The organism is Echinicola sediminis, from assembly GCF_054777495.1.
In genome coordinates this window covers 20738-40388 of the sequence record NZ_BAAHAP010000025.1, presented here as the reverse complement: position 1 = coordinate 40388, position 19651 = coordinate 20738, and the positions used below count along the sequence as shown (strand labels likewise).

General features: G+C 46.0%; 8 protein-coding genes. 6 read left to right on the top strand and 2 right to left on the bottom strand.

Annotation, left to right across the window (positions count from 1 at the left end):
- The first annotated feature begins 441 nt into the window (after positions 1-441).
- The 6 genes from ACYVAA_RS08710 (at position 442) to ACYVAA_RS08685 (ending at position 16696) form a co-directional block, all read left to right on the top strand.
- Entirely contained in the window at positions 442-3564 is a 3123-nt protein-coding gene (locus tag ACYVAA_RS08710) for a SusC/RagA family TonB-linked outer membrane protein (RefSeq protein ID WP_460540592.1), read from the top strand.
- An 11-nt stretch (positions 3565-3575) separates the two neighbouring features.
- Complete coding sequence (locus tag ACYVAA_RS08705; protein WP_460540589.1) at positions 3576-5426, top strand: RagB/SusD family nutrient uptake outer membrane protein; 1851 nt, start codon at positions 3576-3578, stop codon at positions 5424-5426.
- 322 nt (positions 5427-5748) lie between these two features.
- The gene (locus ACYVAA_RS08700) at positions 5749-9099 is read left to right on the top strand and encodes a VCBS repeat-containing protein (RefSeq protein ID WP_460540587.1); all 3351 of its coding nucleotides are present in this window, start codon (positions 5749-5751) and stop codon (positions 9097-9099) included.
- 264 nt (positions 9100-9363) lie between these two features.
- Positions 9364-11721 carry a GH92 family glycosyl hydrolase gene (locus ACYVAA_RS08695; RefSeq protein ID WP_460540585.1) on the top strand — a complete coding sequence of 786 codons (2358 nt, stop codon included), beginning with the start codon at positions 9364-9366 and terminating at the stop codon, positions 11719-11721.
- A 68-nt stretch (positions 11722-11789) separates the two neighbouring features.
- Positions 11790-14534 (top strand): GH92 family glycosyl hydrolase, encoded by a 2745-nt coding sequence (locus tag ACYVAA_RS08690; protein ID WP_460540583.1) that lies wholly within the window; start codon positions 11790-11792, stop codon positions 14532-14534.
- Between the two features lie 32 nt (positions 14535-14566).
- Positions 14567-16696, top strand: coding sequence for a thioredoxin domain-containing protein (locus tag ACYVAA_RS08685; protein ID WP_460540581.1), 2130 nt, complete (start codon positions 14567-14569; stop codon positions 16694-16696).
- 60 nt (positions 16697-16756) lie between these two features.
- Here ACYVAA_RS08685 and ACYVAA_RS08680 read toward each other — a convergent pair whose 3' ends face one another.
- Together ACYVAA_RS08680 and ACYVAA_RS08675 are read right to left on the bottom strand one after the other, a co-directional pair.
- The gene (locus ACYVAA_RS08680; protein WP_460540579.1) at positions 16757-17860 is read right to left on the bottom strand and encodes an ROK family protein; all 1104 of its coding nucleotides are present in this window, start codon (positions 17858-17860) and stop codon (positions 16757-16759) included.
- 24 nt (positions 17861-17884) lie between these two features.
- Positions 17885-19609: a class I mannose-6-phosphate isomerase gene (locus tag ACYVAA_RS08675; RefSeq protein WP_460540577.1), complete on the bottom strand. Its 1725-nt coding sequence runs from the start codon at positions 19607-19609 to the stop codon at positions 17885-17887.
- Positions 19610-19651 lie beyond the last annotated feature (42 nt).

Sequence of the window (19651 nt, the reverse complement as noted above, 5' to 3'; positions counted from 1 at the left end):
ACATTCTTAGCATGTAAAACCATGCAAGAGAACATTCCAAACTGCGGCCTTTTAAAAATTATTTTACGATAAAACCAACACTGGCCAAATAATAACCAACACTAAAAGAACAAAAACATAAAAAATACTTTGCCTGAAATATTTTTTTACTAAATTACAATATGTTTATACATTCATACATTGAGAAAAAATAAAAGATTTGTTCAGGACGATCATACAGTTTTAAACAGTGGTCTCAGAAAGGGGAAGTCTTGCTAAATATCCATGCTGTAGTTTCCAGCCGTCAGGCCAATACCTACATCTTATAATCAAAAACAAATATCACCTATGAAAAAGCTAAACAGTTCTTAGACAAAAGGCCGGTCTTTTGGTAGAGGACCGGCCTAAGAAGGCTCGCTAAAACCTTAGTCAATTATTAACAATAACCAACCATACAAATATATGAAATGTAAACCATTACCGCACAAATGGCGTGGGGTCATGCGTGGCATGTATGGGTTCATACTTCCTTTTATGGTATGTTCCTCACTTTTGGCCAATGACAAAAAATCCCATGAATTATCCAGCACAACAAAAAATGAGCATTCCGGTATTATCCCCAAGATAAGCATTTCCGGTTCGGTGGTAGATGAAAACGGCTTAAGTCTACCGGGAGCAACAATCGTAGAGAAAGGAACGAACAACGTATCCATTACCGATGGAGATGGAAAGTATTCCATAACGGCGGATGACGAAAATGGTATCCTCGTTTTTTCCTATATCGGCTACGAAACCCAGGAAATCACCATAAATAACCGGACCAGCATCAATGTCCAGCTTAAACTGGCTACTGACCAATTGGATGAGGTCGTAGTGGTCGGCTATGGTACCCAGAAAAAATCTGAAGTTACCAATGCAGTGGTCCAAACTTCTGGGGAAACCTTGAAGAAGTCCACCGCAGCCTCTCTATCCAATTCTTTGGCCGGCCGAATGGCCGGGCTTTACGTCAACCAAAGAAGCGCTGCACCAGGTTTTGATGATGCCCAAATCATGGTTAGGGGCTTTAACACCTACCGTAACAACTCCGCCCTGATTGTAATCGACGGAGTGGCCAACGCTGATCCCGATGGTCTGAACAGACTTGATCCAAATGATATTGAATCCATTTCTGTCCTAAAGGATGCATCGGCGGCGATCTATGGTGCCCAGTCTGCCGGTGGGGTAATCCTTGTTACCACCAAAAGGGGAAAAACGGGCAAACCTTCATTCAACCTGAGCTCCACCCAATCTTTCCAGTCGCCTACCATGAGGACAAAATCAGCTGATGCCTTTGAATATATGGGTATCCTTAATGCCAGCCGTGCATTGGACGGTACCAGTCCTGATTTCCCGGATGAACTGATTGAAGCCTTTAGAAGTGGGGACAGAAGGCAAGAAGATTGGTATGCCGCATTGGTGGATGGGCCGGCTCCCCAATCCAGACATTCACTGTCCATGCGGGGCGGTACCGAAAAGATCAAGTACTTTGCCTCATTAGGGACCACTTCACAAGGGGCCATTTTGCGCGGGGACGATATTTCCAAGCTCAAGCAGTATAACGTGCGTGCCAATCTGGACGTGACCGTTACTGATGACCTGGAAGTAGGCATTGACCTCTCTTTTAGAGAAAAATACACCCAAACACCTCAGGGGGGAGCAGGTGGAGAAATCGGCTATTTTGCCTCCACCAGTCCACTTCAAGAGGCTTATATCGACGGGGATTTCCGATACCCTGGTCAAGGTTGGTCCCACCTTAACCCTGCTGCCAGGCTTAGAAGCCCGGGGTACAGAAAATACACCGCTGACGTAGCCAGCGGCACTTTTAGGTACAAATACACGATGCCCTTTCTCAAAGGGCTGTCACTGCAGGGTTTTGCCTCCATCGTCAAAACTGCCAACTACAACAAGAGCTTCAATTACACCTGGGAATATTTCGAGAAAAACTCAGCCGGTGAAATAGTAAAAAGAACCTCCCGTATCGTGGAGGACATCGGCTTGCGGGAAGACTTTAGCCAAAGTACCAGGGTAACGCTGAATTCCCGATTAGGCTATGAAACAACCATCAACGATGTCCATAATATCAGTGCTTTCTTGGCCTATGAACAAATGGAATACAAGGACAACTACTTCTGGGCCCAACGCCTAGGGTATGATTCTCCACAGATCGACCAGTTGTTTGCAGGGAGTACGGACCGTAGCAACTGGAACAATAATGGAAGTGCCAGTGAATCCGCCAGACAGAATTACTTTGGCCGTGTCCGTTACGATTTTAGCAACAAATACCTTTTGGGCTTCAACTTCCGCTATGACGGCTCCCCCATTTTCCCCAAAGAAACTCGCTGGGGCTTCTTCCCGGGAGTATCTGCGGGCTGGGTAATCAGCAACGAACCCTTTATGGCCTCCAGTGGATTTAGCAACCTTAAGTTCAGAGGTTCTTGGGGCCAGCTGGGGAATGACAGGGTAAATCCCTTCCAATACATTGGAGCATTCGGTTACGGTACCGGTTGGGTAATCAACGGTGCAGATGTACGTGGCATCCAGGCTACTTCTACCCCAAATCCCAACATCACCTGGGAAGTCAGCGAAACAACTGACTTGGGATTAGAGGCCGGATTACTGGACAATAAAGTCACTTTTGAGATTGATGTTTACAAAACCAAAACCTCCAATATTCTAGGAACAAGACAAGCCTCCATCCCGGGCTATACAGGACTGGCCCTTCCTGATGAAAACATCGGTGAAATGGAAAGCCAGGGCATTGAATTTCAAACCGGCTATAAGCAGTATATCGGAGAGGTATTCTTCAGCCTCAATGGAAATGTGTCCTATAATGAAAATAAAATCATCTACTTCGACGAGGTACCGCAGGCAGAAGAATACCAAAAGCTGGAGGGAAATCCTTTTGGTTCCATATTGGTATACAAGGCCGTTGGGATTTACAGAACACAGGAAGATCTGGACAACAATGTCAACTATCCCGGAGCCCAATTGGGAGGCCTGATTTTCTCGGACTTAAATGGAGACGGGGTCATCAACGGAAATGACCGTTACAGATACAATGCCAACAGCTTCCCTAAAATGCAGTTTGGCTTAAATATGAACCTGGATTATAAGGCATTTGATCTTGCTGTGTTGTTCCAGGGACAAAGTGGCGCCAAGTGGCGGTTGAATAACGGCTTCAGCTCTGGGGCCAATGGCAATGGACTGGCTTATGTAGCAAACAACAGCTACACCATGGACAATACCAGTGCTGAGCTTCCTAGGGTTCGCCTAACAGGCACAGGAGCCTCTGACAGTGACTTTTACTACCAGGAAGTGACTTGGTTACGCTTGAAATCCGTTGAGCTGGGCTATACTATTCCAAAAGACCTGCTTTCCAAACTGGGCGTGGACGCATTCAGGCTTTACGTTTCAGGGGACAACCTCTTTATGGTGTTCAACAACCTGAAAAAGTATGGTGCCGGAGATCCTGAATTTTTAAGCGGGAACGGCGGCGCCTACCCCAATATGAGAAGGTTAAATTTTGGTCTCAACATTACTTTCTAAAGCTTAATCTCATGATAAATAAAGTATTAAAAAATAGATTTGCCGGAAAGGCATTCGTGCTACTGACTGCGGGGACAATTTCTTTGACGACATCGTGTAGCGATGACATCTTGGACAAACAGCCATTGGATGCCATCTCAGAGAACAATGTCTTTAACGACCCCACATTTCTTCAGAATTATGTCTTCAATGTATATAATGGAATAAAACCACCCTGGAGCCCGGGTACCGGTGGCTATATCGGAATGACGGACATTGCTGTGTTTGCACCGGACACCCACAACCGTAGTGGAGGGATGCGGGAATACCTGCAAGGAAACATCACCCCAGATAATATCACCAGCCTCACCAATATCTGGAACGAGGAATATGAATTTATCAAAAGGGCCAATATTTTCTTTGAGAACATTGCTGACTCAGACATTGACCCTGCATTGCTGGATCCTATGAAAGGGGAAATGCACCTGTTACGGGGATGGATGTACTTTGAACTGATCAGAACATTCGGCGGGGTTCCTTTGATAACCAGCAGTTTTCAGTTGGACAATGAGCACTTTGATGTCACCAGAAACTCCTATAGTGAATGTGCCCAATTCGTACTGGACGAGTGCGAAGAAGCCATTGAGCTGTTGGAAGGAGTCACTCCTGCCGCAGGCAAACTGACCAAGGAGGTGGCCATGGCTTTGAAAGCCCGTATGCTCCTGTATATGGCCAGTCCACTCAATAACCCAAGCAATGACTTGGCCAAGTGGAATGCTGCTGCTGAAGCTACCAGGGCAGTCATCGATGCGGGTTTTTCTTTGCATCCCAACCACGAAGAATTGTTCCTGCAGCCAATAGAGAGCGATGAAACGATCTTTGGCAAATCCTACACCGCCGGAACAAGAATTCCTGACTGGGGATACAATTATGACTTCTGGCCAAGTGGTTTCGATGCCAGGCAGCGATTGATGCCTACCCAGACCTTCATCAACATGTTCCAAATGACCAATGGGGAATATCCCTACATGGAAGATGGTATGACGGTCAACCCCGCCTCTGGTTATAATCCTCAGGATCCCAACACCAACAGGGACCCCAGATATTACAGCTATATCCTTTACCCTGGAGCAGGTCCAATAACGATTAACGATGGTTCCAAAAGTACCACCAGACTGTATGAGTATTGGGAAGATGCCAATCCAAATGCGGATAATGATCCTCCGTACCAAAACCCCAATAAGGTCGATCCCATCAACGGCCAGGAACTGTTTGATTTTGGCAGGGATTCAAAAACCTATTGGGTAAAAGGCCTGACTCCTTTCCACTGGAGAGTTCAGACAGGATATACCTTTAGGAAACTATTGGATTTCAAGGGTCCCCGTGCAAGTTTTGATTACGACTATAGCCAGACCACCGTCTTTATGCGACTGGCCGAGTTCTACCTGAACTATGCCGAGATACAGATTGCCCTTGGCAATGAGGATTTGGCCCGTGAGTACATCAACAGAGTACGTAGAAGGCCATCGGTCAACATGCCGGACATTACCAGCTCAGGAGCTGATTTGGTACGTGACTATAGAAATGAAAGGGCGGTAGAGCTACACCTGGAAGACTCCCGCTTCTTTGATCTTATGCGATGGAAAGCCGCTCCGGGAAATGTGGACCTTAATCCCATTAGAGGACTTACAAAAGTCACTATGGACTGGACCGGCGCCAGCGAGGGTGATCTAATGGGCACCTTGAACTATACCTACGGAGAAATAGAGGCCATTGACCCTAGGTCAGCATGGCCGGGCGATCATTATTACCTGTTCCCTATTCCACGAGTGGAAATCCAAAGAAGCAATAATAATATCGAACAGAATCCTGGATACGACTAAACCCGAAATATGCAATAGAAAATCTATTACGGACTGAAACTACTTTAAAATCAGTCGCTTCGCTGCTGTTTTCGACTCTATCTGGCGGCTAGACAGGTTCACCATAGCGGTGCTATGCTTCAGTCTCCAAACAGCCTGATTTTCTTGCATTTTCAGTCCTCATAACGAATCCTATTGCATAATCCGGGTTAAAATAGATCCTATTTGTTTAACACTTCTTATTGAATACTACCCTGGCAGAGATTCATTCTGCCGGGGTTCTTTTCCATGCCTTCCAACAGTACGCTACATGGTTGTTTTGTCCAAAAAATCAAGTTGAGTTATGCAGTACCTTACCAATAAATTGAATCGTCTCTCTCTATTCACTCTTTTGGTGTCAGCCACGCTGGTTAGCTGCGAAAGATCCGCTGAATTTGGCGCAGCAGATAAACTTTTCACCGAAGTTTCTCCTCGGCATTCAGGCATTGAATTCGCAAACACTTTAAGTGAAAATGACTCCATCAACTATTTCAACTACATGTATATCTACATGGGTGGAGGGGTGGCGATAGGGGACCTGAATAAGGATGGACTCCCTGATGTTTACCTCACGGGTAATATGGTTGAGAACAAACTTTACCTCAATAAAGGAGATCTCGCATTTGAAGACATTACCCAGGCTGCCAAAGTAGGCGGGGATAACCGATGGGTAACCGGGGTGACCATGGGCGATGCCAATCAGGACGGTTGGCTGGATATCTATGTCAGCGTATCCGGGAAATGGACGACCACCAAAAATCTTCTCTTTATCAATGATGCCAAAGAAGGTGAAGTGCCGACATTCACCGAATCAGCAGAGGAATATGGTGTGGCAGACGAAGGCAACAGTACCCAGGCCGTATTTTTTGATTATGACCTGGATGGCGATCAAGACCTTTATGTGGTCAATTACCCCATAGTTCCTTCCCGAAGGAGCATCACAGAATTCATCAATTACCGGAACCATGCCCCGGCGCATAGAAGCGACCGCCTGTACAGAAATGAAGGCAAGGGAAAGTTCTCTGATGTCACCCATGAGTCAGGGCTCGCGAAGTATGGCCTGTCACTGGGGATATCTGTAGGAGATTACAACCGGGACGGGTGGCCCGACATTTATGTCTCCAATGATTTTAGTACGCCTGATTACTTTTTGATCAATAATAAAGACGGTTCCTTTTCAGACCAGAATCTCAACCTCACCAACCATACTTCCTATTTCGGAATGGGCACCGATGCCGCCGATTTCAATAATGACGGACTGCTCGACATCTATCAAGTGGACATGATGCCCAAGGGCCACCAAAGGGCCAAAGAAAATATGGACAGCATGGACCCAGAACGCTTCTATAACATGGTCAGCAATGACATGCACCACCAATATTCCATCAATACCCTTCAAATGAATCTGGGGAATTCCCAAGGAGGCCTGCCCTTCTTTGGTGATATCGCGCGTTTTGCGGGCGTTTCCTCTACCGATTGGAGCTGGGCTTCCCTATTTGCCGATCTCGATAATGATGGCCAAAAGGACTTATATGTAACCAATGGAGTGAGAAGGGATATCAATAATAGCGATTATTTCAGGACTGAAGAGGTGAAGAATTTCGAAACAGGCAACTCGCTGGACCTGACCAAAAAGATCCCCTCCGAAAAAATTGCCAATTATGCCTTTAGGAACAATGGCGACCTTTCGTTTTCCGATGTCTCCGAGGAATGGGGGCTTGACTTCAAAGGCTTCTCCAACGGCGTCGCTTATGCCGACCTGGACAATGACGGGGATCTGGACCTGGTCATCAACAATCTGGATGATAAATGTACTGTGTATAAAAACAAAACCAGTGACTCCAAGTCCAATAACTATTTAAGAATAAAACTCAATGGCCCGAAGTCCAATGCCTTTGGGCTGGGCTGTAAAATATGGTTGGAAGACGGGAAGGAATTGCAGTTTCAGGAAGTGACCTTGACCCGGGGTTTTCAGTCATCGGTAGAACCCCTAGTACATTTTGGAGTAGGTGCCAAAACCACCATTGAAAAACTTAGGGTGTTATGGCCTGATGGAAAGGAAGAAACCATCCATCAAGTAGCGGCCAACCAGGTAGTCGAGCTTTCATTTCAAAACGCCAAGACAACAACTGCTATCGAAAAGGGAAGAACTCCCCTCTTTTCTGACATCACCCAGCAGGCAAAATTGGACTACCGGCATACGGAAAACAACTTCAACGACTTCCAATATCAGGTGCTTCTACCCCACAAGATTTCACAGTTTGGGCCGGCACTGGCCGTAGGAGACATCAATAACGATGGATGGGATGATTTTTATATTGGTGGTGCCAACCGGTCTCCTGGGGCCCTATTTCTGCAGCATGCAGACGGCACTTTTTCCGAGGTATCCACCGCCCTATGGGAAGAGGATAAAGTCCAAGAAGATGTTGGGGCCTGTTTTTTCGATGCCAATAAAGACGGTCTTTTGGACTTGTATGTAGTCTGTGGAGGAAATGAACTCCGGGAAGGAAACCCATATTACCAGGACAAATTCTACCTCAATAAAGGAAACGGTGTCTTTGAAAAAAACACAACGGCATTGCCCAATATGACCCAGAGCGGATCCACGGTAATTGCGTTTGATTATGACAATGATGGAGATGAGGACTTGTTTATCGGAGGCAGGATTGTTCCTAGAAAATACCCCAATGCTCCCAAAAGCACCATCTTAAGAAATGAAAGCTCTCCTTCTACAGGAATAAAATTTACCGATGTAACGGAAATTATAGCTCCTTCCCTACTCGACCTGGGTATGATAACTCAAGCAGAAAGTCTTGATCTGGACGGTGATGGTTATAAAGACCTGATTGTGGTCGGCGAATGGACAGGCATCACCTATTTAAAAAATGTAAAAGGAAAATTCACCAATCAAAGTGAAGCAGCCGGACTTGGGGATACCATGGCTTGGTGGTTTGGACTGGTAAGCCATGATTTTGATGGTGACGGTGACCAGGATTTTATGGTGGGTAATCTGGGAAAAAACTACAAGTACCAAGCCAAGGAAGGCTCCCCTTTCAGTTTGTACACCTATGATTATGACAATAACGGTAAACAGGATATTGTACTAAGCAAAATTGAAAAAGGGAAACAGGTCCCGGTAAGAGGTAGGGAATGCTCTTCCCAACAAATACCGGCTATCAAAACCAAGTTTAAGGATTACCATTCCTTTGCCACGGCCAGCTTGGAAGAGATCTATTCCACCGATCACCTGAAGCGGTCCGCTCACTATGAAGTCAAAAATTTCGGTCATTGTTATGTAGAGAACCTTGGCAACGAACAGTTTGAGCTTCATGTGATCAAAGACAATTTCATGCAGCTCGCCCCTATAAATACAATGGTAGTGGAGGACATCAACCGTGACGGGCATTCAGATATGATTTATGCAGGAAACCTGTATGCTTCTGAAGTAGAGACCCCTAGGGGAGATAGCAGCTATGGCGGGCTGATGCTGGGGAACAGCCAAGGAGACTTCAAAAGCCTGAAACCTTATGAAAGCGGTCTGTTTGTAAAAGGAGAAGTGAAGGCTGCCAAAAAGCTGAAATTGGCCAGTGGTGGAGAAGGAATCCTTTTTGCCAAGAACAACGACTACCTGCAATTGGTAAAGTTGAATAAATAAACGAATCAATGCTAGTGTTAAGTTAATCGTAAACAGGCGTATTGAGCATGTCGAATCCTTTGCTTCGAGATATTGGGTAGACCGGGTTTAACTGTTTAGGCAGCTTCCCCGCTGTGCGGGACAAGGCTGCTTGTTTAACTGCTTAAACAAGAAGGTGGCTACGAAAAGCATCGACAAATCATGCTTAACATAACACTAGTTTCCATGCTCGACCACAAAAAGCTAAATCTTTACAAAACATTTACAATAAAACAGCAAGATTTAATGAACCCTAACTTTAAGCTTCTACTATTAACTGCTTACCTGATTCAATGTTCCATTTTTGGGTATGGACAAAAGAAGACTTCTCCATTGGATTATGTGGATCCAAACATTGGGACAGCGCATTGCCGCTGGTTCTTTTATACGCCGGCAGCAGTTCCTTTTGGGATGGCAAAGCTAGGGCCATCTACCGACGCACATTTGGGCAACTCTGGCGGATGGCAGGCAGTGGGTTATGATTATAGACATAACTCTATTGAAGGCTTTGCAAACTTTCATGAATTTCAGATAGGAGGAGTAGTGATTGCCCCTTCCGTGGGAAAATTACAAACTGTCCCTGGAGAACTGGACAATCCTGCGGGTGGATACAGGTCTACTTTCAATAAAAAGGATGAGCTGGCCAAACCGGGCCATTATTCCGTATTTCTACAGGATTACGGGATAAAAGCGGAACTTACGGCCAGCAAAAGAGTGGGATTTCACCGCTATACTTTCCCTAAGACCTCCCAGGCCAATATTATCTTTGACATAGGCAACAAGCAAGGAGAAAGTGGAGAGGTCAAAGAGGCCAATGTCCACCTTACCGAAGATGGCCGTATCGAAGGCTACGTGGTGACCTCACCGGTGTATGTGAACATCTACCAGAAAGGGGCTGATATAAGGATGTACTTTTCGGCCAAAATGGATAAGGTACCAGCTTCTTTTGGGACTTTTGTGAAAGACCAAACCTTTCCAGGAAGAAATAAACAAGAGGGAGTCGGTGCTGGAATGTACTTTACCTTTGATACCGAAAAAGAGGAAGCAGTTGAAATTAAAATTGGCCTTTCCTATACATCCATCAAAAATGCCCGCCTCAACTTGGACACTGAAGCCCAAAACCTGGATTTTGAAAAGGCCAAAAAGCAGGCCAATAAGACTTGGGAGGAATACCTTGGCAGAATCAGGGTAGACGGGCAACATGAAGCTGACAAAGTGAAATTTTACACCGGCCTGTTCCATGCCCTATTGGGAAGGGGGCTTGCCAGCGATATTAACGGGGCCTATCCGATGAACAGCGGAGAGGTAGGACAGATCAAACTTGATGAAAAGGGGCTGCCACTTCACCATCACTATAATACCGATGCCATTTGGGGAGCCTTTTGGAACCTGACCCAGCTTTGGGCAGTGGCTTATCCTGAATATTATGCTGACTGGATCCAAAGCCAGCTTCTGGTGTATAAAGATGCCGGATGGCTGGGAGATGGAATCGCCAACAGTAAATATGTATCGGGAGTAGGCACCAATTTTACCAGCTTGGCCATTGCCGCGGCTTACAACTGCGGGATAAGGAATTACGACGTGGATCTCGCCTACGAAGCCGCTTTAAAAAACGAAGTGGAATGGAAGGGCAGAATAGAAGGGGCCGGAAAAATGGATGTCAGGCAGTTTGTGGAGCGGGGCTATAGTCCTTACGAAAAGCATTTTGATATGACAACGGTTCAGGAAGGCTCCGGTTTCGCAGCATCCCATACCCTCGAATATGCTTTCAGCAGCTTTGCCGTTGCCCAATTTGCCAAACAACTCGGCAAAAAAAAGGATTACGAGCAACTGTCCAAACTATCCAATGGCTGGAGGTTATTATTTGATGAGGAAACCAAATTGATCCGACCAAAGGATACCCATGGCGAATTCATTTCAGACTTTGACCCACTGGCACCCTGGAAAGGTTTCCAGGAGGGCAATGCTGTACAATATACCTTTTATGTGCCCCATCATGCAGAAGAGTTGGTCGCTACCATAGGTGAAGAGACCTTTAATACCCGACTTGACAGTATTTTCATCGTTTCCCAGAAAAGTATTTTTGGAGGAGGGGCTCAAATCGATGCTTTTTCCGGATTGAAGACCCTTTACAACCATGGCAACCAGCCTAACCTGCATGTTTCATGGATGTTTAATTTCTCAGGCAAGCCCCATCTGGCCCAAAAGTGGGTGAGGGCGATTTGCGACGAGTTTTATGGGACGGAAGGGATTCATGGATACGGCTATGGACAGGATGAAGATCAGGGACAGCTGGGAGCCTGGTACGTGATGTCCTCCATTGGCCTGTTTGATCTAAAGGGATTGACGGAAATCGATCCGAAGTTCCAAATCGGGAGCCCCCTCTTTGATAAGGTAACTATCCAGCTGAACCGTGATTATTTCACAGGTAAAAGTTTCATCATAGAAACCACCAATAATTCCAAAGAAAACATTTATATCCAATCAACGCTCCTTAATGGCCAACCGCTCAATTCAAACCAATTAAGGTTCAAAGATATCGTCAATGGCGGAAAATTAGAATTGGTCATGGGCAAGCAGCCTAACATGAATTGGGGAAAATAAACCCATTTCTTATCCGTCTCACATTTAATAGAAAACTGATGAAAGCTTCAGCATTTTTAACATTACCGATGAAATTTCTTGTCTGCACGACATGCTTATTGATGACCTTTGAGACCTTACTCGCCGGCCCGGATAATATTGCTGTACATGCAAAAACTACTGCAAGCAACAGCCTGAACGGGACCTTCGATGTTTCCAAGGTCAATGACGGAATAGTGCTCTTTCAAAATATGGGGGAATGGGCTTCCGATAGTAAAATGAACTTTTGGGGAGGCGTAAACTTCCCATGGGTAAAACTGGATTGGACATCGGAACAAGCTATCAACAAGGTCATTCTCTACGACCGGCCAAGTGCAAAAACACATACTGCCGGAGGAACCCTACATTTCAGTGATGGGAGTAAAATCAGTGTTGCGGCCATTCCGAATGACGGTTCAGCCAAAGTGGTTTCCTTTCCTGAAAAAACCGTTGAATGGATAAAGTTTGAAGTAACCGATGGCAATGGGGACCACCTTGGACTTTCCGAAATAGAAGTTTATCCTTCCCCTAAGGGCTATAAAGACTTCGTCTCCTTTGTCGATCCTTATATTGAGACCACCAGGGGAAGGTATTTCTTCTTTGTAACAGGGAGCCGGCCATTTGGGATGATCAGCGCAGCCCCCATGACACGGAACAAAAACCAAATGGGTGGCGGATACAATTACAACACCACTGAAATTTTAGGATTCCCACAGTTACATGACTGGATGGTTTCAGGTATAAACATTATGCCCACCACGGGAAAAATCAACCCCAACCTCGGCGAGCATTCTTGGAAATCCAATTTCAAACATGAAAGTGAAATCGTGCAGCCGGGCTACCATAAAGTCTTCCTGGATGATTATAAAATTTGGGTAGAGCAAAGCAGTACCGATAGGGTAAGTTTTTACAGGTATACCTATACCGAAGATGCCCTTTCCAATATCCTGATTAATCTGGGAGGTTACCTTTCCACTACCACCATGACAGATGCCCGCGTTACTAAAATCAGTGATACAGAAATCCAAGGCTCGGTAAATTCTACCGGCAGGTTATGGGGAGGCCCGGACAATGCCAGAATCTTCTTTGTCATCCAGTTTGATCAAGCTATGAAGGAGCTAAACGGCTGGGATGGAGAAGCTAAATTTCAAAACATCACATCCTTTTCGGGCAGTCCGGAAAAAACCGCAAGGAATGGAGGTTGGTCTTATTACGATGCGCCCAATGCAGGGGTGTCGGCAGACTTCCCCGTCAAACAAGGCGATAAGATCCAAATGAAAGTAGCCGTATCCTATACCAGTATAGAAAACGCCAGAAACAATTTGTCCGAAGAATGTAACCATTGGGACTTTGATCGTGTCAGGGACGATTCGAGGAATGAATGGAATGACTGGTTAGGAAAAATCGAAGTCAAAGGCGGTAAAGATGCTCAAAAGACAAAATTCTATACTGACATATGGCATGCCCTATTAGGCCGACACAAAATCGACGATATCAGCGGGGACTATCCCGACTATACAGAAGGTCAGCGTCAAGGTAACCACACCTTAAACGCCAAACTGAAAGTAAGATCGTTGCCCAGAAACGACCGGGGAGAGGCTAAATTCCACATGTACAATTCGGATGCTTTTTGGCTTACACAATGGAACTTAAACATCCTCTGGGGCCTGGCCTGGCCTGAGGTACTGGACGAGTTCTCCGCCTCGCTCGTGCAATATGCCGATAATGGAAAATTACTTCCCAGAGGCCCCAATTTAGGCGGATATTCCTATATCATGACGGGATGCCCCGCCACCCCACTGATAGTCTCTGCGTACACCAAAGGAATCTTGACCAAGGTAAATCCACAGCATGCCTATGCAGTCATGAAGCAAAACCATATGCCCGGAGGGATGCTGGAAGCAGACGAACATTATATTAAAAATGGATACTTTGCCAACAGCGCCGGCAGAACCCTAGAAGCGGCCTTTCAGGACTGGTCCTTGGCGCAAATGGCACATGGCTTAAAAAAGAAAAAAGATGAAAGGTACTTTTTAAATCGATCCACTGGATGGAAAAGCCTTTATAATAAACAGCATAAACTAATTTTCCCGAAAGACGAAAAGGGAAATTGGCTACACGATGATCCGTTGAGCGGACATGGGTGGGTGGAGGCCAATGCCTGGCAGGCTACCTGGTCGGTTTCTCATGACATTCCAGGTCTTTCGGAACTAATGGGAGGAAATGATGTGCTATGCGAGCAGCTAAACTTTGCTTTTGACAAAGCCAAGTCAGAAGACTTTGTTTTTGGATACGGCAGCGGCTATGTAAGCTATGCCAATCAGCCGGGCTGCTCCAATGCCCATGTGTTCAATTATGCGGGCAAACCTTGGCTCTCCCAATACTGGGTGAGAAAAGTGCAGGAACAAGCTTATGGGGGGACCACTCCGGACAAAGGCTATGGTGGACACGATGAGGACCAAGGTCAAATGGGAGGAGTCAGCGCTTTGATGTCACTGGGGATGTTCAGCCTAAAAGGCAGTTCCTCGGCCAAGCCTGTTTATGAAATCACCAGCCCTATCTTTGATGAGATCATCATCAAGCTGGATGAAAAATATTACCCCGGAAAGCAATTTGTCATCCGGACTTATAACAATTCCAAAGAAAACATGTACATCCAGGATGCCCGATTAAATGGAGAAAAGCTGAACCGGTTTTGGTTTGAGCATACGGACTATGTTAAAGGAGGCTTACTGGAGCTATGGCTGGGGCCAGAGCCAAACCAAAGCTGGGGTATTACAGGCATTGTTCCTTAAATTCACTTTGCAAAACGGACATCCAATCAACTATGATTTTAAGAAGAGCTAATAACTTCAACTTGCTGAAGTGCACTGTGCTTCACATCTTTTGTGGACTTTTACTTGGGATGGCCGCTTGCAACTCCAAGTCCCAAAATGAGGAGAAATCGCGAAACCCGTTGCTGGGGTCTTCCAGCCCATATCTACGCCAACATGCGGACAACCCCGTAAACTGGCTGGAGTGGGGAGAATCAGCTTTGGAAAGGGCCAAAGAGGAAAACAAGCCCATCATTATCAGTGTCGGTTATTCTGCCTGCCATTGGTGCCACGTAATGGAAGAGGAATCCTTTATGGACTCCACGGTGGCCAAGATCATGAATGAAGGCTTTATTTCTATAAAAGTGGATAGAGAAGAACGACCAGATGTGGACAAGACCTACATGGAAGCTGCCCAAATCCTAAACGGAAGTGCAGGCTGGCCGCTCAATGTTTTCGCGCTCCCTGACGGGCGCCCCTTTTTTGCAGGGACTTATTTCACAGTGGATCAATGGAAAAGACTGTTGGTGGAAATAAAGGAGATCTATTCAAATGATCATGAAAACCTTACCCGGCAGGCCCAAGTCCTATTACAAGGATTGAAGGAAGAAAACGCCGTTTCTCAAGACCAGCCACAACTAACTTTTGAAATGTCTGATTATACCCAGGCTTTTGAATCCTTTAACGAGCTGATCGACCATGAATTTGGAGGAATCAATGGGGAACAGAAATTCCCCATGCCTGCCGTCTGGGAATCCTTGTTGCAGCACCATTACCTTACCCAGGCCACTTCAAGTATCAATGCTGTAAACACCACCTTGAACCGTATGGCCACAGGAGGGATTTATGATCAGCTAGGGGGCGGTTTCTCCCGCTATACCACCGATTCCCAATGGAAAGTCCCCCACTTTGAAAAAATGCTCTACGATAATGCCCAGCTGACCAGCCTTTATGCTCATGCCTCTCAGCTTACCCAAAACGAGCTGTACGCTAAAACCATCCGGGAAACATTGGCTTTTGTTGAAAGGGAGATGACCAGCAATGAAAATGGATTTTTCTCCTCCCTGAATGCAGACAGCCAAGGGGAAGAGGGGGATTTCTATGTTTGGACCACCCATGAAATAGAAGAAACCCTTGGAAAGGAAAAAGCTGAGTTGGTCATCAAATATTATGGCATCAGTGAGGCAGGCAACTGGGAAAATGGGAAAAACATATTATCCGCCCCAAATGACCTGCAAGGCTTTGCAAAGAACCATCAACTTTCGCTGACAGCTGTCAGAAATGAACTGGCCTCCTCAAAGAAACTATTGTTCAACAAAAGGCAAGAACGGGAGCGCCCAAGTTTGGACACTAAAATACTTACCTCTTGGAATGCCCTGATGCTTAAAGGGTATATCAATGCCTATCAGGCATTGGGGGATAAGAGGTATCTGGACATTGCCCTAAACAATGCCCAGTTTATTTTGGATAACATGTGCCGCAAAGATGGAGGACTGTGGCGCTCTTATTTCAAAGGACAGCTTAGTGTCGAGGGGTTTATGGACGATTATGCTTTTCTGATAGAGGCTTTCACGGAACTGTATCAGGCCACATTTGATAAGAAATGGCTTGACAAGGCGAAAGATTTAGCTGATTACGCTTTGGCCCATTTCTATGACCCTAAGGCTGGCTTATTCTATTATTCCCCCAGTACGGACCAATCCCTTATCCTCCGCCACTACGAAGTTTTCGACAATGAAATGCCTTCTTCCAATTCAGTCATGGCCTTAAACCTTTATAAACTGGGCTTATTTTTTTATGATCAGGAGTATACTGAAATAGCCAAGAAAATGCTTTCTACCGTCAGGAATGAATACCCAGCGGTAAGTCCTTTTGATGCCAACTGGCTGCGGCTGATGGGATTTATGGCTTCCAATCCTTTTGAAGTGGCCATCATGGGAAATGAAGCGTGGGAAAAGACTCAGCAAATGCAAAAACGTTATTTGCCCACATCCGTTTTTTCCGGTGGAACAGAAGAAAACATTCCCTTATTGGAAATGAAAAAAGTAGAGGGAGAAACCCTGATCTATGTCTGCAGGAACAAAACCTGCAGACTTCCTGTAACCAAAGTGGAAGCAGCCTTGAAACAGATAAACCCACTTTAAGCAATCTCGCCAAGCCATGGATCAGAACTGCTCACTAAGCCTGCTTACGCTTAACATTACCTACCTTTTACCATCAATCTTGTGAAGGGCAAAAGCATAGGCCCCCAGGGCAATCGCTTTGCTGGCGCCCAACTCTGAAACCATTACCCCTGTCATCTTCTCAGCGATATAGGGAATGGTCTTATGGGTTCCCGGTACGGTAATTTCCTTGGACTTGGCTCCAAGAAACCTGGTCAATTGTTCCTTATCCGTCAGATCATAAGCCTTGGCTTGAAGGCGGGGAAACTTTGTCCCTTCCAAATTATGTATTTCACTGTTCAGCTCTTTCACTACAGCAGGAACGATATATTTGGCCGCCCCTATCAAACCACCTCCAATAACGATGATCCCATCGAGAATGGTAATCGCCTGGGCTATGGTATCACCCGCCATTTCTCCCAGTTCCTGAAATGCCCTAATGGCGGCCTTTTGATCTCCATTCCTTTGCCCCTCGGCAATATAAAATATCTCCTCTGGGCTTTGACCGCTTGAATCTCCAGAAAGCTCTGCATAAACCCTTTCGACGGCCCGTTTGCTCACACTCTCTTCGATAATACAATCCCCATATTTCTTGTTCCGAAAAACCCATACATCTCCTCCGGTGCCGTTATCCCCTATAAGTAACTCCTGATCGACCACTGCCCCGCCCCCAAAGCCTGTCCCTAAAGTAATGCCCAACAAATTCTTAAACCGCTTCGGGCTTCCATTTTGGGCCAGCAAACAATTTATCTTGGGCAGAGATCCTGCTAGCGCTTCCCCGTAGGCAAATAGGCTCCCGTCATTATTGATGTACACCGGGACCTTAAACTCTTCCTCCAGCATAGGTCCAAGTGCCACTCCTCCTCTGAAGGCGGGGAAATTGGGCAAGTCACTGATGATGCCATGCTCATAGTCCGCAGGCCCTGGAAAGGCAAAACTGATGGCAACAGGGAAGTCCTCCAATTGCTGCAGTACCTGATGGAAGCCCTCTTTGATCGTATTTAAACAGGCTTCCAAATTGTCAGGAGAGGCTTTCCGTCTGATTGGGTCTACCACTTCCCTGTTTCCCTGAATAGCCGAAAACTCAAAGTTGGTCCCTCCGGCATCAAGCGTCAGTACGATGCGTTTATCTTGATTGTAAATCATCTATCGCTCTTCAATTAAACCGGACTATCTCACAAAGGCTTTAATGGTGGCAATCTTCTTCCCTTCGCTTTCGCCATAAGGGCGGATTACATAATCCCCCACTGCTGCCGGAACAATAAAGGTCTCTGCATAATGTACCACGAAGGGATCAAAGGCATTGGTTGGACTTTCTACGATCGCCTCCCGACCCTCTACCAGGTTGAGTACATTCACCCCCCCTTCTGTGTTATGCTGAACAGGCTTGGTAAACCAGTGCCTGCGGGTCTCAATAAACTGCCTCTTGTGCAGACCGGTCCTTTCTTCTACCCAACCGTCACCTTCAGCCACTTTCTCCACCTGATTGATCAGTTCATCCTTGGCATAATCCGTATCCCTGTCCCAATCGATGACCTTGCTGGCATGCTCAATATTGATAGGGCGTGGTTTTCCATCCAGGCCTAATCGTCCCCAATCCCACATTTTGAAGGTAAAAATAAAAGGTGTAGCACTGATTTCCAGCACCATGGAGTCCTTCCCCGAGCAATGTACCGTCCCCCCAGGGATCAGGAAATGGTCGTGCTTTTTGGCAGGGAAAGTATTCACAAATTTCTCTGCATCAAATGATGCCTCGCCTTTCTGCGCCTTTTTCAAGGCTTCAATCATCTCTTCAGAATTGACGTCCTTTTTCACTCCTAGATAGACCAAAGCATCCTCTTCGGCATCCAGTAGGTAATAGCTCTCATCCTGGGTGTACTGCATCCCAAAGTTCTGCTGGATATAAGTAGTATCCGGATGCACTTGAAGGCTTAGGTTCCCTCCCCCCATGGTATCCAGGAAATCAAATCGGATGGGGAACTCCTGCCCGAACCTGGCTTCTACCTTATCACCTAACAGATGACGGCTTCTAAAAAACACCAAATCGATGGAAGGTATTTCAACAATCTCCCCTGCAATGTCAAACAGGAGGCTGTTTTCTTCGGGCACACAATCAAAACACCAGGCATGATTGGGCTTCCCGTCCACCTCCAAGTCGCATACTTCCTCCATCCAATGTCCGCCCCAAGGCCCCGGATCAAAGAACGGCACTACCCTGATAGGCTGGGAAACCGCCTGAGACAGGCCTTTCTCGATTGTCTCCATACTGACCAGTTTAGGAGCATTGGCTTTATTGGTATCAAGCAGGTAATCACATTTGAAAAACCACTCCTTTTTAAACTTGTCGCACACCCGCCAGTCTACAAAAAAGCCGCGCTTATACTGGAGATTAAAGGCTTCTGAACAGTTTTTCACGCCCAGGCCATTGACTTCTTTCCTCCTCATCCGTTGCTGGATCTCCCAGCGGGCCATATCAGCATATATTTTGATAGCAGCATCAGGGGCAAAAAGTAAGGCTCCAGGTCCGCAAACCACAATGGTTCCTTCCTCACCGCTAAGCTTATCGCGCATGGATTTTACCTTGTTTTCGTCCAGGAAATCCGCCAGCTGCAACCTGGTCATGAAACCGAAAATAGCATCTTCCGTTACATCCTGTCGGGTAAGATGGATTACCTCCTCTTCATCCTTAAACAAGGCATTTGTATCAATGAAGCAGGCCTTTCCCTCAAAAGCATTCTTTAATTCCTGACCGTAAACCCCATGATAACATTCTATGGCAATGAGTTTATTTCGTCCTCTGCTTTCCAAAAAAGCCAGAATGTTGTCCCAACCCTTTTGCAACTCCCCCTCTACTTGAATCGAAGGAAACTTATCGAAATTTGATTTTGTCTTCATACTAATCCATTTTGTTTACATCCATCCCAAAGAATGGTTACT

Bases quoted from the DNA above. Each gene is read 5' to 3' on its own strand.
- ACYVAA_RS08710 (WP_460540592.1), top strand. From the start codon at position 442: ATGAAATGTAAACCATTACCGCACAAATGGCGTGGGGTCATGCGTGGC.
- ACYVAA_RS08705 (WP_460540589.1), top strand. From the start codon at position 3,576: ATGATAAATAAAGTATTAAAAAATAGATTTGCCGGAAAGGCATTCGTG.
- ACYVAA_RS08700 (WP_460540587.1), top strand. From the start codon at position 5,749: ATGCAGTACCTTACCAATAAATTGAATCGTCTCTCTCTATTCACTCTT.
- ACYVAA_RS08695 (WP_460540585.1), top strand. From the start codon at position 9,364: ATGAACCCTAACTTTAAGCTTCTACTATTAACTGCTTACCTGATTCAA.
- ACYVAA_RS08690 (WP_460540583.1), top strand. From the start codon at position 11,790: ATGAAATTTCTTGTCTGCACGACATGCTTATTGATGACCTTTGAGACC.
- ACYVAA_RS08685 (WP_460540581.1), top strand. From the start codon at position 14,567: ATGATTTTAAGAAGAGCTAATAACTTCAACTTGCTGAAGTGCACTGTG.
- ACYVAA_RS08680 (WP_460540579.1), bottom strand. From the start codon at position 17,860: ATGATTTACAATCAAGATAAACGCATCGTACTGACGCTTGATGCCGGA.
- ACYVAA_RS08675 (WP_460540577.1), bottom strand. From the start codon at position 19,609: ATGAAGACAAAATCAAATTTCGATAAGTTTCCTTCGATTCAAGTAGAG.